The organism is Gymnodinialimonas phycosphaerae, assembly GCF_019195455.1.
Classification (GTDB): domain Bacteria; phylum Pseudomonadota; class Alphaproteobacteria; order Rhodobacterales; family Rhodobacteraceae; genus Gymnodinialimonas; species Gymnodinialimonas phycosphaerae.
The window spans coordinates 1100512-1116124 of the sequence record NZ_JAIMBW010000001.1; the positions used below are offsets into that span (position 1 = coordinate 1100512).

Annotated in this window: 12 protein-coding genes; 3 read left to right on the forward strand and 9 right to left on the reverse strand. The window is 64.8% G+C overall.

Annotation, left to right across the window (positions count from 1 at the left end):
- The first annotated feature begins 301 nt into the window (after positions 1 to 301).
- On the forward strand, positions 302 to 3085 hold the full coding sequence (locus KUL25_RS05395; RefSeq protein ID WP_257892002.1) for an AMP-binding protein: 2784 nt from the start codon (positions 302 to 304) through the stop codon (positions 3083 to 3085).
- Here the strand turns inward: KUL25_RS05395 and KUL25_RS05400 are convergent.
- The 9 genes from KUL25_RS05400 to KUL25_RS05440 form a co-directional block, all read right to left on the reverse strand.
- Positions 3058 to 3831 (reverse strand): SDR family NAD(P)-dependent oxidoreductase, encoded by a 774-nt coding sequence (locus tag KUL25_RS05400; protein ID WP_257892003.1) that lies wholly within the window; start codon positions 3829 to 3831, stop codon positions 3058 to 3060. The two genes, KUL25_RS05395 and KUL25_RS05400, sit on opposite strands and share 28 nt — an antisense overlap.
- 118 nt (positions 3832 to 3949) lie before the next feature.
- Positions 3950 to 4636 carry a transporter substrate-binding domain-containing protein gene (locus tag KUL25_RS05405; protein WP_257892004.1) on the reverse strand — a complete coding sequence of 229 codons (687 nt, stop codon included), beginning with the start codon at positions 4634 to 4636 and terminating at the stop codon, positions 3950 to 3952.
- Between the two features lie 10 nt (positions 4637 to 4646).
- Complete coding sequence (locus tag KUL25_RS05410) at positions 4647 to 5390, reverse strand: sulfite exporter TauE/SafE family protein (RefSeq protein ID WP_257892005.1); 744 nt, start codon at positions 5388 to 5390, stop codon at positions 4647 to 4649.
- Between the two features lie 37 nt (positions 5391 to 5427).
- The gene (locus KUL25_RS05415) at positions 5428 to 6402 is read right to left on the reverse strand and encodes a D-2-hydroxyacid dehydrogenase family protein (protein WP_257892006.1); all 975 of its coding nucleotides are present in this window, start codon (positions 6400 to 6402) and stop codon (positions 5428 to 5430) included.
- Positions 6403 to 6434: 32 nt separating this feature from the next.
- Positions 6435 to 8075 carry a thiamine pyrophosphate-binding protein gene (locus KUL25_RS05420; RefSeq protein ID WP_257892007.1) on the reverse strand — a complete coding sequence of 547 codons (1641 nt, stop codon included), beginning with the start codon at positions 8073 to 8075 and terminating at the stop codon, positions 6435 to 6437.
- A 4-nt stretch (positions 8076 to 8079) separates the two neighbouring features.
- Entirely contained in the window at positions 8080 to 9156 is a 1077-nt protein-coding gene (locus KUL25_RS05425; protein ID WP_257892008.1) for a 4-oxalomesaconate tautomerase, read from the reverse strand.
- Entirely contained in the window at positions 9153 to 10202 is a 1050-nt protein-coding gene (locus KUL25_RS05430; protein ID WP_257892009.1) for an isocitrate/isopropylmalate dehydrogenase family protein, read from the reverse strand. The genes KUL25_RS05425 and KUL25_RS05430 overlap by 4 nt, the downstream gene beginning before the upstream one ends.
- Positions 10199 to 12214 (reverse strand): tripartite tricarboxylate transporter permease, encoded by a 2016-nt coding sequence (locus KUL25_RS05435; RefSeq protein ID WP_257892010.1) that lies wholly within the window; start codon positions 12212 to 12214, stop codon positions 10199 to 10201. The genes KUL25_RS05430 and KUL25_RS05435 overlap by 4 nt, the downstream gene beginning before the upstream one ends.
- An 82-nt stretch (positions 12215 to 12296) precedes the next feature.
- Entirely contained in the window at positions 12297 to 13400 is a 1104-nt protein-coding gene (locus KUL25_RS05440) for a type 2 periplasmic-binding domain-containing protein (RefSeq protein ID WP_257892011.1), read from the reverse strand.
- A 147-nt stretch (positions 13401 to 13547) separates the two neighbouring features.
- Between KUL25_RS05440 and KUL25_RS05445 the strand changes: the two genes are divergently transcribed.
- Both KUL25_RS05445 and KUL25_RS05450 read left to right on the forward strand, forming a co-directional pair.
- The gene (locus KUL25_RS05445; RefSeq protein ID WP_257892012.1) at positions 13548 to 14222 is read left to right on the forward strand and encodes a response regulator transcription factor; all 675 of its coding nucleotides are present in this window, start codon (positions 13548 to 13550) and stop codon (positions 14220 to 14222) included.
- Positions 14219 to 15595 (forward strand): sensor histidine kinase, encoded by a 1377-nt coding sequence (locus KUL25_RS05450; protein WP_257892013.1) that lies wholly within the window; start codon positions 14219 to 14221, stop codon positions 15593 to 15595. The genes KUL25_RS05445 and KUL25_RS05450 overlap by 4 nt, the downstream gene beginning before the upstream one ends.
- Positions 15596 to 15613 lie beyond the last annotated feature (18 nt).

Here is a 15613-nt window from a genome sequence, read left to right on the forward strand (position 1 = left end):
GGCCCGCTTGATCAAGCCCGGCGGCGGGTTTCGTTTCCCGACCCTAACTCGTCGCCTTCACGCCCACGGGCCCCGGACGGGACGTGGCGCGCGCCTTGAAACGCGAGGTATGCTTCCCAAATGGAAGGCAGGATGCCACTGAATTCGGCCCCTTCGGCGTGACCAGCTTGGCCGTGTCAGGCGTGGCGCGTCGGGGCGCTTGCTTAACAGTTGACGCGCTGGTCCGCCAAAGGGACAAAAGCCATACTGTTTTCTCGCAGGTTTGCTGGTAGGCGTTTGGCCAGAAACTGGAGCCGATCTTATGACATCACATCAATCAGTTGCGGCCGAACTCGTGCGTGCCGTTTCCGAGTTCCCGGATCGGTCTGCCATGTCAGATCAGGCGCGCACGGTCACTTACCAAAGGCTCGGCCAGTTCGTCTCGACTCTGGGTGCACATCTGGACGCGCGGCAGGTGGTCGGCATCTTCGGCTCTCCGGGTGTTGCGATGGGCGCGAGTGCTGTTGCCTGTGTTATCCATGGCCGCCCCTTCGTCCATCTTGACCCCGCGATGCCACAGATGGTGCTGCATAACATCGTGTCCGAGTTGCAGGTCAGCGTGATCGTCACCTGTGAAGCCGCCGCACCAGGGCAACTGCCGGGCGATTGTAAAACGGTTGATGCCAATGACCTGCTTTCTGAAGCGCCCGCGCCCCATGGAACGTTGCACGCGGCCACCGTAGACCCGGCCGATCCGATCTATCTGGTCGCCACGTCCGGCACGACGGGGCGCCCCAAGTGCATTCCGGTGTCACAGGATGCCGCCTACCTGTCTTATGCCTGGCGTGATGAGTTCACCCCCTACGACCCCGACATGCGCGTCGGCATCTACATTTTCGCAATCTGGGAGATGTTCCGCCCCCTACGCAAGGGGGCCGGCCTGTGGTTCCCCGACGCCAGCACCCTCTTCGCCCCGGCCAAGCTGGCCGACTTCCTGATCGCCCATGATATTGACGAGATGCTGTTCACCCCATCTTTCTACGACACCTTCCTCAATGCCCTGGACGCCGACAAGGCCGCCGCCCTGCCGATCCATCGCGTCGTCCTGAATGGGGAGGTGGTCAGCGATGACCTGATCCTGTCGTCCCTAGCCAAACTGCCTGACGCGGCGCTTTGGAACCTCTACAGCATTTGCGAAACCCACGATGTCTGCATGTCGCATTTGACGGAACCCGCAGGGGATAAACCTGCATCCGTGGGCGTCCCGATGGAGCATCTGCGCGCCGTCATTCTGGATCACGAGGACCGGCCCTGCCCGCCCGGCACGTCGGGGCAATTGCATTTCGAAGGCCCCCGGATGCTTGGCCCCGGCTATGTGAACCGGCCCGAAGAAACGCTTTTGCGGTTTCGGGAGCTGACACACGAAGGACGCAAGGCCCGCCTTTATGACACCGGCGATCAGGCTTGGGTGGATGACAGCGGCGCGCTGCACATCGAAGGACGCGTTGCGCATATGTTGAAGTTGCGCGGATTTTCGATCCAGACCAAAGAGCTGGCCGACACGATGCGCGACCGGATCGCCTTTTCCAGCGCGGCCCCTTGGGTGGCAGAAGTCGGTAGTCGTGGCCAAAGCCTGATCTTCTACTTTGCCGCCGACGCCGCGCAAGCCAAACGCAACGCCGATGACTGGGGGATCGTGGCGGGAAGCAACAAGATCCCGGCCTCCCTTGCCGCCGATCTTCGCGCCGTGTTGCCCGCCTATTGTGTGCCCTCCTTCCTGGTGCAGATGGAGGCCCTGCCCCTGCACCCGGTGTCGGGCAAGGCGGATATGCGCGCTTTGCCCCTGGTCATGGAAGAGGCCCAGGGCACCCACTACGCCGAGGACGCCGTGATTGCCGCCGCGGCACTGGCCATGTCCTGCGCGCCCTCGGACATCGACCCGGCGCTGAGTTTTCACGCGCAGGGCGGTGACTCGTTGATGTGCGTGACGCTGATGCTGGAGCTTGAGAAGACCTATGGTCTTCCCATCGACTTCGACCTTGCGATGAATGTGCCGCTGCACCGGCTGGACCAGCTGATGACGCAAGAGGCCGACGCCCCCGCCCCCGCAGAGGATTTCGACCGCCCCGGCATCTTGCTGACAGGCGCGACCGGCTTTCTGGGCGGGCACGTTCTTGCCAAGGCGGCGCGCGATCTGCCCCCGGATGAAGTCATCTATTGCCTTGTGCGCGACAAGAACCGGGGCGCGCGGGATCGCTTGGCCGAGGCCGCCCTCGCCCATGGCGTCGCGGCCGAGCGCTACGTGATCGTTCACGGCACCCTTGACGCGCCCCGTTTCGCGCTGGCCCAGGATGCCTACACGGCGCTGGCCCGCTCCGTCAGCAAAGTCGTACATTGCGCGGCGATTGTGAATCTTGCCATCGGGCGGGACGAGATGCTGGATTGGTCGGCCCGCGGGATGGATACGGTGCTGACATTCTGTGGCGATGCGGGCGCTGACCTGCGCTTCACCTCGTCCAGCGCGGTTTTTCCCGACCGGGGCGGCCCCTGGCCCGAGGCCCCCGCGAAACCCTGGGACGGCTGCACCGGCTATGGCGCGGCCAAGATCGCGGCGGAAGACGCCATTCGCGCGGCGGGTATTCCGGCAGCGATCGTGCGCTTGCCATCGCTTTATGATCTGGAGGCGCCGAACCCGCGCGACATCTACGAGATCATTCTGGAGGCGTCCTTGCGGGCGGAGCACATGCCGGAAGGGCTCGAATTTCCGATGACCGACGTGACAGCTGCCGCCGCCTTCCTGCTTGGCCCCGTCACGGCATCTGACGCCCTGATCTATAACCTCATGGCCGACGCGCATGTCGTCCCGAAGGACCCGCACGCCCTGCCCCCGGCGGACTGGCTGGCGAAGGTCACCCTTGCCGAGGGCATCGCCAAGGTGATCACCGAGTTTCCGGACACGCTGCGTGCCACTTCAACTTTCGACAATAGCGCCGCCCGTGCCGCCTGGGCGCAGGTCAGCGACCAGCCGTTTGCCGTGATCAGCGATGGCGACGCGTTGCTGGCGCGCCGCGCGCGGGACTACCAAAGGGATCCGGCGTTGATCTGATAGTCCTCCATCGTCAGCGCGCGGGCTGCGTCGCTGGCCAGGAACGCCGCAAGCTCTGCCACCTCGGAGGGTTGAACCAACTGGTTCTGCGGGTTCGACTTGGCGTATTCGGCGCGGACCTCTTCCAGGCTCTGCCCGGTCGCTTCCATGTCGGCATCGATGAAGCGGCGCAGCATCTCGGTCTCGACCCATGTCGGGCTGATCGACACGCAGGTGACGCCATGCGCCGCGCCCTCAAGGCTGACACAGCGCCCCAGTCCCAAAAGCCCCGCCTTGGACGCGCAATAGGCTGCGTTGTTGGCCATGCCATTATTTGCCGCGACCGAGGCGATGTTGATGATCCGTCCCCAGCGCGCGCGCATCATGTGGGGCATCACCGCACGGATCATGCGGAAAGTGCCGCTCAGGTTGGTGTTGATATGATCGTCCCAGACGTCTTCGGGATGATCGATCACGGCGGCCTCTTCATAGACGCCTGCGGCATTGACCAGGATATCAACGCCGCCATGGGCCTCGACCACCTGTGCGACGAAGTCATCGACGCTATCGCGCGATTGCACGTCCAGGGCGGCGGCTTGGATATGCGCGCTGTCTGCCCCAAGGACGTCGCGGACGCGCGCGGCATCGCCCGCGCTGCGTGCGCCGACCACAACAGCTGTGCCGTCGCTGACCAACCTGCGAGCGATCGCAAGGCCCATCCCAGACAACCCACCCGTCACAATCGCCGTTCTATCCCGTGATGTCATGCCGTTCTGCCTTTGCCGAAGTTCTTGATGATCGTTTTTCTATGCGGAGTAGGACGCCATTTTACAAGCGGTCCAATGGCGTGCGACTGACCTTGACCGCCCCGCCCCGGCCAAACGATCACTCCCGCGGATCCAGGGCCTGCGCCACAAACCCTTCGTCAATGGCAGCGCCTACAAAGCTGTCCAGGGGCTCGATCGTTGCATTGTCGGGGCCCGGGAGCACCATGGCTTGCGACACGCGGGTCAGCACGCCTGGCAGGATCCGGAAGGCGTCGTCAGCGCCAAAAGCGCGGTGCAACGAGGCGCGAACGCCCGCCACGGCGTCACCGCGCCCGTCCCGGAATTCCGCGAAACTCTCGGGCGGTGTGCCGGAATGCGCCAGATCGGCGTGATGCAGGTTCGCAGACAGATGCATATCGTAGGCGGAACCGGTGGAGGTCAGAACCTGGGTGCCCGCCTGATCCACATCCACCACGTCCTGAATGGGCGATGCGGCGCGCACGGCATAGGTTGCCTCGATCACGTGATAGGGCCGCGTGAAACTGACCTTGCGGGCGCGCGTTGCATCGATGGCCAGGAAGGCCACGTCCCAAACGTCACGCTCGGCATCGGCAAAGACCTTGCCTGCGCCGGAATAGATCACCGGCTCCAGGGTCACGTTCAAGGCGGCGGCCAGTCGCCGGGCCAAGGCAGGGCTGACGCCGGTCAATGTTCCCCCCTCCGTCTGCACCAGGGCCCGGTTTCCGGTGTTGATCGCCACGCGCAGCACGCCGTCCTTGGCGATGTCGGCCAGGTTAGCTGTCATCGGTGTCTCCTCATGGGGTGGTGATCCCTTGCCAGATGAGGCGAAGTGAAATCAGCACCAGCAAGATATTCAGGGTCAAGCCGAAGCGTACGTCCGTCAATCGGTTCAGCACCAAGCGGCCCGCATAGGTCCCGACAAGGCCCACGCCGATCATCAGGGCGATGACCCAGATCCAGTCGGCATAGGCGAACCCCAGCACCCCGAAGGCCACGACCTTCAGCCCGTGTTGCAGGGTCATCAGCGTGGCGTGGGTTGCCACATGGGCGTGGCGTGGCAGCTTGTGGGACTTGGTGAAGCTGGCCACGAAAAGGCCCGTCGCCCCGAAAAACATCGTCAGAAAGCTGGAGATGAGGCCAGTGAACAACGGCCAGCGGCTGAACCAGCGCGGGGCGCGGGCAAGCACGGTGTAGATCACGAAAGCGCCGACCCCGATCTGCACGTATTGCGGCGGCAATTCGACCGCCACCGCCCCGCCGATCGCCACGCCGATCAGCGTGCCGACGGCGAACCATGGCAGCGCGGGCCAGAAGATCTCTCGCCACAGCATCACCATGCGGCCTGCGTTTGATCCCGCCTGCACCACGCCGTGCACCGGGATCAGGGCGGCGGGCGGCACGATCGAGGCCAGGATCGCCAGCAACAGTCCCCCGCCGCCAATGCCGAAGGCGGCGGTGATGAAGGACCCCGCGAAACTGGCCGCCATGGTGATCCAGAACGCGGCAAGGCTCAGCCCTTCGGGCAGAAGGCTCAGCATCGCCGACCAGCTAGGGTCCGAGGGGCGCGGCCCCCGCTCATCCGGGCCAGACCTCGGGATTGATCATGTGGATCGGCGCCCCCTCGGCATAGGCGTTGATCTGATCGTAAATATCGCTGAATTGCAGGTTCAATTCATCCTCGGTGACGTAGCCGATGTGCGGTGTCACGATGACATTGGGGTGCGTCAGAAGGGGATCGTCCGGGTCGGTGTGCGGCTCGGTATCGAACACATCCAGCGCAAGCCTGCCGGGGCGGCCTGCGTCAAGCACCGCCTGCAATGCCCCGGCCTCCACAAGGCCCGAGCGCGAGGTGTTGATGAAGCTGGCCGTTGGTTTCATGGCCGTCAGGTCCGCAGCCGTGATGATGCCGCGCGTTTCCGGCTTCAGACGGACGTGCAGGCTGACGATGTCCGAGTCCGCAAAGAACGCGGCACGGCTTTCGGCAACGGTTTCGCCATCGGCGGCGGCGCGGGCCCGGCCAGCCTCGGACGCCCACCAGACCACCTCCATCCCGAAGGCGCGCGCATATCCCGCCACCTGCTTGGCGATGCGCCCATAGCCGTAGAGGCCGATGCGCCGCCCCGACAGGGTCTGCCCCGGTGCCAATTGCCACTGCCCCGCCTGCATCGAGGCCATCTGCTGCGGGATCTGCCGGGCGGAAGCGAGGATCAAGGCAAACGTATGCTCTGACGCGGCGGTCGAGGGCGTGCCTGCGTGCATGTTGGAGCACAAGACCACGCCATTCGCGGTGCAGGCCGGGACATCCACATGGGGATAGACAGAGCGCTGGCTGATCAGCTTGAGGGTCGGCAGACGCGCCAGAAGCGGTTCGGAAACGGGCGTGCGTTCGCGGAACAGGACAAGCGCCTCGGCGTCTTTCAGGCGCTCGGCCAGCAGGTCCACGTCTTCTGTGTGGTCGTTCCAGACCGTCACCTGGTGGGCATCCAGTTTTGCGAAACTGGGCAGCGTGCGCAGGGTATCGAACCAATCGTCCAGGATATGAACTTTCATGCGGGCAGCCTCTGCATCTGGCGAACCTCCGATCAATGCTTGGGATGGGCGCGGCGGATCACCGGAGAGGCGACCTGATCGGAGATCGGCACATCCCAGATCGCCGCGCCACCGTTTTCTGCAAAATCCGCGATCAGCGCCGGTAGCGCCGCAAGGTCGGTGATCGTCTCCCCCCCTACGCCGAAGCCCCGCGCGATGGCGGCCAGATCCGTGCGGCCGAACACGGCCCCCTGGTCCGAGATCCCCTTGGCGCGCAGCTTGTGGATTTCCGAGCCATAGGCCCCGTCGTTCAGCACCACGATGAGGATGTTAAGGCCATGGCGGGCAATCGTCTCAAGTTCTTGAATATGCATCAAAAGGCTGCCGTCCCCGTCGAACATCACGACCGTGTCGTCGGGCCGTGCGGCGGCCACCCCCATGGCGAAGCTGATGCCATTGCCGATGGCACCGAATTCCCGGATCGTCAGGAAATGCGTCTGCGGGCGCGAGGGCATCTGGGCGAAATAGAACGAGCAATGGCCAGAGGAATTCACCATTTGCCAATCGCCCGGAAGATGCGCCTCAAATGCCGCGACCGCGTCGCGGGGGTCGTGCAGGCCGGGCTCTGGCGGGAAAGAGGCGCTGTCGGCGGGTGCCGTGGCGATGCGGTTGGCCAGCGCGCCGCTGCGCCAGACAGCGGGGCGTTTGGAAAGCGCTGCGACAAGCGCCTCCATCCCCAGTTTGGCGTCGGCCCGCAGGTGCGCCGATGCGGCGACACGGCCCTGGCTGATCGCGATTGGATCGGTATCGATCTGGAGCAACTGCGCCTTGGGCCACAGCTTGCCCCCGTCCGAGTTGTGATGCGCCAAGGAGGTGCCCACGCCGATCACCAGATCGGCCTTGCCCAGACACTCGCGCGCCGTTTCAGTGGAAAAACCGCCCGCAACACCCAGATTGAAGGGATCGTCATGGAACACCCCCCGTGCGGGCAAGGTCGTGGCCAGAAGTCCATCGCACAGCTCTGCCAGATCGCGGCAGGCGGGCCCTGCCCCGGCCTCCACCGCGCCAAGGCCAGCCATGATGACGATCCTTTCGGCACCCTCGATCATCTTGCGCGCGCGGTCCAGATCATCGGCGTGCGGCGGGATCGGAGAGGCTATCGGCATAAGGTCGCGCGACGGCGCGGGCAGAGCAGTCGCGCCGGTCCATGGCTGGTTTTGCAGATCAAACGGCACGCCAAGCACCACCGGGCGGCGTTCGCGTTTTGCCTGAAGGAAGGCATCACGGATGGCTGTGGGCATGCGGTCCACGTGGTGAAGTGCGTGATAGGCAGATCCTGTTGCCACCACGAAGGGCGCGTGGTCGATGCCTTGATTGTACCAGCCCGTTTTCAGCGGCGCCTCGCCCGCAAGGATCACCATCGGCAACCGCGCGCGCACGGCGGCGGGCAATGCGGTCATCAGTTGGGTCAACCCCGGACCACAGGTGACGGTGGCCACACCCACCTGCCCCGATTTGCGCGCGTAGGCCATGGCGGCAGCGGCGGCGCAATGCTCGTGGCGGACATAGATCATCTCGCATCCGCCTTCGGCCAGGCGCGTGGCGAAGTTCATGTTGGCGTCGCCCAACAGGGCGAAGCAGGTCGAGACCTCTTCGTTCAGGAAGCTTCGGGCAAGGATATCGAAGGTTTTCATCGCGTTACTCATCGCTGACCATCACCTCTCCGCGGGCGATCAGCCGCGCTGTCCGCACCACGCCCGCCGAGCGAAAATCAAGCGTATCGCCTTGGCGCGTGAAATCCACCGTCACTTCCATCTCGCCCATCGGGTGCTCGATCCGCATGACTTCGGGGCCACGCTCCACGGGGCGGGCGATCCCCTCTGCCACCGTGCCGGGGGCCAACGCGCAAGCCGCCAGACATTGAGAGCCGGTGACAGCCAGCGTCGGGTGGGTCGTCCACGGCATGAAATAGCGCGCCGCAAAATGGGCGCCCGTTCGGGGTGGGGCGATCAGGCCAATCTTCGGGACGACGGATTTGGAGACATCGCCAAACCCCATCAGCGCACCCGCCTTCAAGCGGATAGGCTCCATCCTTTCAAAAAGCGCCGAGTTCTCGGCCAGCTCTGCCTGCGTCTCGTGACCGCTCAGGCCGAAATCAGCGGCGCGCGCGATCATCATCGGCATGGCGACGTCGATGCAGGTCACTTCGACCCCGTCGATCACGTCCAGGGGCCGCCCGGTAGGGAACATCGCCCCCGATTTGGAGCCAACAACATCCAGGAAGTTCAACGCCACGGGCGCGGCGGTGCCGGGCACGCCGTCGACGTGGGTGTCACCTGCATAGGTCACCTGCCCGCCCGGCGTTTGCACCACTGACTCCACCAGCGCGCCGGTATTCACGGCCCGGATCCGCACCGTGGTCGTGTCGTCGGTGACAGGCACAAGCCCCATTTCAATCGCCGCAGGCCCCACGCCCACAAGGATATTGCCACAGGTCGGTCTGTAGTCGACCATCGGTTCCATGATATCGACCTGGGCGAAGAAATAATCGATGTCCGCCACGTCTTCGTTCGAGGGGCTGAGCATCGCGACCTTGCAGGTCACCGCATCACCGCCACCGATGCCATCGATGTTACGCGGGTTTCCCGAGCCGATCACCTGCGTGAGAACGGCGGACAGGGCCGCGCGGTCCTCGGGCAGGTCGGCGCGATTGAAGTACGGCCCGCGAGAGGTGCCGCCGCGCAGGAAATGGTAGGGTATGGCGCGTTGGGTCATGGTTTGGCCTGTTCGATATGGGTGAGGATGGCGTCGGTCATGGCGGCGGTGCTGGCCGCACCGCCAAGGTCCGGGGTGCGCGTCGCGGGCGCGCAGAGCGCTGCAAAAAGCGCGTTCTGGATCAGGGCGGCCGCGTCCGGCTGGCCCAAGTGATCGAGCAACATCGCCGCCGACCCGATGAGTGAGCCCGGATTGGCCACGCCCTGCCCCGCCAGATCTGGGGCAGAGCCGTGTTGGGCTTGGGCCACCGCATGATCCGCGCCGTGGTTGAGGGACGCCGCAAGGCCAAGGCCGCCGGCAAGCTCGGACGCCAGATCGGACAGGATATCGCCGTACATGTTGGTGGCGATGACAACGTCAAACCGGGTCGGGTCGCGCACGAAAAGGGCTGCGGCGGCGTCAATCAGAAGCTCATCCGTCTCGATCTCGGGGTAGTTGCGCGCCACGTCGCGCACGGTGTCGAGGAACAGGCCATCGCTCAAGCGCAGGACGTTGGCCTTGTGGATCACCGCCACGCGGCGGCTGCCCCGGCGGCGGGCCAGCGCATATCCGGCTTCGGCAATCGCGCGGGAATTGGCCTCGGTAATCCGGCGCATCGAAAGGGCCACGCCGGGCACGGGCATGAATTCGGCCGGGCCGCTTTCCATGTTGCGGTCGGCGTAGAAGCCTTCAAGGTTTTCGCGCACGACGACCATGTCCACGGCATGGCCGGTGGGCGTCGGGACAGCCGGGTGGCTGCGCGCGGGGCGAATGTTGGCAAATAACGCCAGTTGCTTGCGCAGCACGCCAGAGGGGTTCAACCCGCCGTCGGCCACGGGCGGATAGGCGTTGTGCGACACCGGGCCAAGGATCACGCCGTCGGCGGCACGGGCCTTGGCGATCACCTTTTCCGGGATCGTGGTGCCCGCAGCCTCTAACGCCGCGAAGCCGATCTGCGCCACGTCGATCTGGACGCCGTTCAGCGCCGCGCGAACCACCGCGCAGGTGGCCTCCGTGATCTCGGGCCCGATCCCGTCGCCCGGTAGCGCCAGCAGGCGAAGCGTCATGTCAGCGGCCACGGCAGGTTCACGTATTCCTGCAAAAGGCCCGGCGGGAAGTCGCGCCCGAGCGAGCCGCCAAGAAACGCCAGCACGCCGATGCCGATCGCCGTCAAGATCACGGCCCGCACCCAAGAGACATTTGCGCGCAGGCGCAGGAACGACACAAGGAACACGGCCAGCGCCAGAACGAAGCCCACCAGCGCCGAGAGGCCCAGAAGGAAGGCGAACCAGGCAAGCGTGGACCAGAGGCCGTGGGGGGCCGCGGCATCTTCGCCGCCCGATTCAAGGTCTGCGAAAACCACGTCCGTCTCGGGTTGTGCCATCATCCGCACCATCAGGGCGGCGCAGGCGATCAGGGTCACGATGCCAATGGTGACTGGGAAGATCTTGTCGCGCAGCACATTGATGGTGGAGGCATCATAGACCGCAACCGCGACATAGGCCGTCACCGCGATCAGGAACATCAGCGGCGCACGCTTCGCGCCCGTGGGCGGCGTGTCATTGCCGAGGATCTTCTTTCCTTGCCGAATACCGATGATGACCGAGACCACCAGAAGGATCAGGATGCCGATGGAGACGGGAGAGAAGATATACTCCATCCCCGACCAAAAATCGTTGCGGAAGCGGATGGTGGAGATCTGGACCGCCTGGTTGGCAAAGCTTTCCGCCTGCGACGACAGCACGAAGCCGATCAGGAAGGCAGGCCGCGACCACTCGAACCGGCGCAGGAAGATGCCCAGAAGGCCAATGCCCAGAAGCATCACCAGATCGCCAAGGGACTGGCTGGATTGGAACGCGGCGAAAGCGATCAGCATGAACAGGAAGGGCGCGACCAGCGTGAAGCGGATCGTGGTGATCCGCGCGATCTGGCCCGACAAAAGGATGCACAGGCCCGCGCCGAAGACGTTGGCCAGCGCCAGCGACCAGACAATCGTGTAGGTGATGTCGAGGTTGTTGCGCACCATGTGCGGGCCGGGATCGTACCCCAGAAGTGCGATTCCGCCCAGGAATACGGCCATGGAGCCGGAGCCGGGAATGCCGAAGATCAGCGTCGGCACCAAGCCACCGCCTTCCTTGGCGTTGTTGGAGGATTCGGGTCCGATCACACCGCGAATATCGCCCTTTCCAAACTGTGATTTGTCCTTGGCGCCCTGCACCGTGAAGCCGTAGGCGATCCAATCGACCACCGATCCGCCGAGGCCGGGGATCACGCCCACGATCACCCCGATGAAAGCCGAGCGGACCGACAACCAGATGTTGGCCCACCAATCGCGGATACCCTGGAACCAGCCGGACCCAAGACCCCCGCTGCGCGAAATCGCCCGATCCTGACGCAACAGGGCAATGATCTCGGGGATGGCGAAGATGCCAAGACCCACGATCACCAGTTTGATGCCGTCGGTCAGGTAGGGAATGGAGTAGCTGGCCATGCGCAGGCTGCCCGAGGCGTCGGATTCGCCGATGGTGCCGATCATCAGGCCAAGGCCCGCGGCGGCTACGCCTTTCAGGGGCACACGGCCCGCAAGGATCGCGACCATGGACAGGCCCAGAAGCGTGATCATCAACATCTCGGGCGTGCCGAACGCAAGGATCAGGGGGCGCGCGATGAGGATGAAGAAAGTCAGGATGATTGCGCCCAGTATGCCCCCGAAAAGCGATGAGGCGAAGGCCGCCGCCAACGCGCGCGCCGCCTCGCCCCTTTTGGCCAGCGGAAAGCCATCGAGTACCGTGGCCTGGCTCGCGGTAGAGCCGGGGATGCCCAGAAGAACCGAGGCGAAAGTATCGGATGTGGGCACCACCGCGATCAGGCCGACCATCAGCGCAAGGCCCGAAACCGGGTCCATCCCGAAGATGAACGGCAGCACAAGCGACAGGCCCGCGATACCGCCAAGGCCCGGAAATACGCCGACCGACAGGCCCAGGAGCACGCCGATCATCAGGAACATGATCTGTTCCGGCTGAACGATCAGGGAAAAGGCTTCGCCAAGCGCCGGAAGCGCTGTTGCAAGAAGGTCCATCGGGCCGCCCGTCGGTTTTCAGTGAGGTGCGTTTGTCAAAGGCGAAACGGCCCCGCCGGATATCCAGCGGGGCCGATCGGCATTAGTTCAAGGTAACGCCGTAGCTTTCTTCCAGCCAATTCACGACATAGTCGCGCGCCTCCTGCGGCACTTGGGTGCCCAGTTGGAACGCGGCCTCTGCGGCACCGCGGGTCATCTGCGGGTAGTCTCCCAAAGTGGCTTCGGCCAGCTCCTGGAAATCAGGGCGGGCGATGACCTCGTCAAAGGCCTGCGCGAAGGTCTCGACCACTTGGGGCGACGCGCCCTCGGGCAGGAACACCATCTTCTGGGCCGGGAACCCGGCGATGAAGAACGCGCGCCAGGCCTCCCAAACGGGGCCCTCGGTCTCGCAGGCGGGTGTCGCTTCGCAGACCTCTGCAAATGTTGGCATGTCGGGAAATGTGGGGTCGCGAACGATGTTGCCTTCGCCATCCAGGGCGCCCCAGGACATCATCGGCACGGCAAGGCCCTCTTCCACCATCGGCACGACCGAACGCAGGTAGGCGGACGAGGTCTGGTAATCGATGTTGGCTTCGCCCCGCTCGAACATCAGGCGGCCATCGCCGCGACCTTCGATGCCGAAAACAGGCTCCACGTTCATGCCAAGCATTTCCCAGGCAAGGTTGGCCACCAGGTCCAGACGCGTCGCGCCCTGGCTGCCCCAGATGAAGTCGGTGTCTTGCAGGCCCGTCGCGTCAAGGCCGTCCATCATCGCGGCCATATCTGGCGGCAGATAGGCGACACCGCCGGTGCCCGAGGCCAGTACGACCTGCCAGTCGTTGTACTCATAACGCACGCGGGGATCGCCCAGAAGATAGGGGAACTGCGTGGAACCGGACGTGCCGAAGATCACGGTGCCATCGACAACGTCCTGGTCCTGGAACCAGTTGGCACCGGTGGTGGAGCCGGCACCGGGACGGTAGCGCACGACGACGGTGGGCTGGCCGGGCAGCGCTTCAGAAAGCAGCGGGGCGAAGAAGTTTGCCCACCGCGCGGATCCGCCGGATTCCGAGAACGGGATCACGAATTCAATCGTCTCGCCGGTATAATCGACGTCTTGCGCCTGTGCCGCCGTGGACAATGCAAGTGTTGCCGTGCCCGCAAGCAAGGCCTGCGCCGTGCGGCGCATGGATTTCAGTGTCGTCATAGTATCCTCCCATGGAACGTGGCACATCTCCCTCCCGGGTCTGGCCACGCTTTCCTTCAATCTCGGGGCATCTTCCCCGCTTGATGTGTCGGGTGTCACCTGCGAACCTTGCCTGAAGCTTGCAGCCCCGCACGAAAGTTTATCGGAATGCGCATTGTTCTTGTGGAAGATAACGCCAGCCTCGCGCGGGGGATCACCTATCGCCTGCAAGATGCAGGCCATGCGGTGGACGTGCTGGACGACGGGGAGGCGGCGGAAAGCTACCTGCGCACGGACCAGGCGGACCTGGTGATCCTTGATATCAACCTGCCCGGACGCGACGGGATCGACCTGCTCAAGGGACTGCGGGCGCGCGGCGATGACCGCCCGGTCCTGTTGCTGACCGCGCGGGCGGATACCGCCGACCGGGTTCGGGGGTTGGATGCGGGCGCGGATGACTACCTTGTGAAGCCCTTCGAGATGGTCGAATTGGAGGCGCGCATCCGGGCGCTGTCGCGCCGCAAGCCCCTGCCCTTCCGCAAGGCGCTGACCCTTGGACCGTTGGTGCTGGACCTCGACGCGCGACAGGTCGAGATCGACGGCACGCCCCAAACGGTGCCGCGACGCGAGGTCAGTCTGCTGGAGGCGCTGATGGCAGCCGACGGGCGCAATGTCTCCAAGTCGCAATTGCTGGAACATACCTACGGCACCGGCAGCGACGTGGATGAAGCGGCGATCGAGGCGCATATCTCGCGCCTGCGCAAACGGCTCAAGCCGCACGGGATTGCCATCGTGGTCAGCCGTGGGCTTGGCTATGCGCTGATCGCGGAGGCGCAGGTGTGACCTCGACCTCTCTGCGGCTGCGTCTGACGCTGATCATCCTGCTGCCGCTTCTGGCGATCGGCGCGGCGGTGGGTGCGTGGCAGGTCAGCGACGCGCGCACCAAGGCAGCCGACCTCTTTGACCGCAGCCTTCTGTCGGCTGCTCTGGCGATCTCGGCCGATGTGGCGCTCAGCAATGGGGACGCGATTTCGCTGGAGACAACGGACCTGCTGCAAGATACCTCTGGCGGGCCGGTGTTCTACCACGTCTACGCCCCCGACGGCATATACGTCCTGGGCTACGCCACCCCGCCCGTATCACTCGACGCGCCCATCGGATCCGAGGAGGAAGTGACTTTCTTCGACGGCCGGTACCACAGCCGCGATGTGCGGGTACTGCGCTACCGTTCGGTCACGACAATCGACGGCATCAACGGGGCGTTCACCTATACCGTCTGGCAGGATGTGGCCGTGCGAAGCGCCTTCGTGCAGGACCTTGTGCTGCGTACCTTCACGGTAATTGCCGTGCTGATCGGATCGGTGGCCCTGGTCGTCTGGTTCGGCGTCAGCCTTGGCCTGCGCCCGCTTCTGGATCTGGAAGACGCTATTTCGCGGCGCTCTTCCGATGATCTAAGCCCGATCCGCCGCGCCGTCCCGCCCGAGACGCGCGGGCTTGTGACTCGGCTCAACACGCTGTTCGGGCAGGTGGAGCGGACGATGGAAGCACAGACTGCGCTGATTTCCAACGCAGCTCACCAGTTGCGCAATCCGATTGCGGGCGTGCTGGCAATGGCCGAGGCCGTGCAAACCGCGCCGACCCAAGTGGCCATGCAGGACCGCACGGAAGAGCTGTTGCACGCCGCGCGGCGGGCCAGTGACCTGGCCAACAAGCTTCTGACGTTGGAGCGCGTGCGCGCAGCACCCGAGGGCGCATTCGACAGCACGCTGGAGATGGGGGCAATGATCAACGACATCGTAGATGGCTTCCAGCCGAAAGCGGCGGCGCGTGGCGTCCGGATCTCGGCTGATCTTGGGCCGGGGCAGACGAATGTCGTCGCCGACGCGGTGATGGTGGAAGAGGCGATCACCAACTTGGTCGACAACGCGCTGAAACATGGCGGTGCGGCGCTAAGCCAGGTACAAGTGCGCCTGACGCGACAGGGCAACAATGCCGTGGTGAGCGTGGCCGACGACGGCGTGGGGCTGGACCCTGCCGACATCGAGACGGTGCTGTCACGCTTCGGCCAGGCCTCCCCCGGAGAGGGCAGCGGCCTTGGCCTGTCGATCGCCGAGGCGGTGGCCGAGCGGCACGGCGGCGCGTTGCACCTGGACACCGACCAGCAGCGCGGCCTCGCGGTGACCCTGCGCCTGCCGTTGGCTGATGTCTCTGCCTAGCGCGCAGACGCGTCCGGT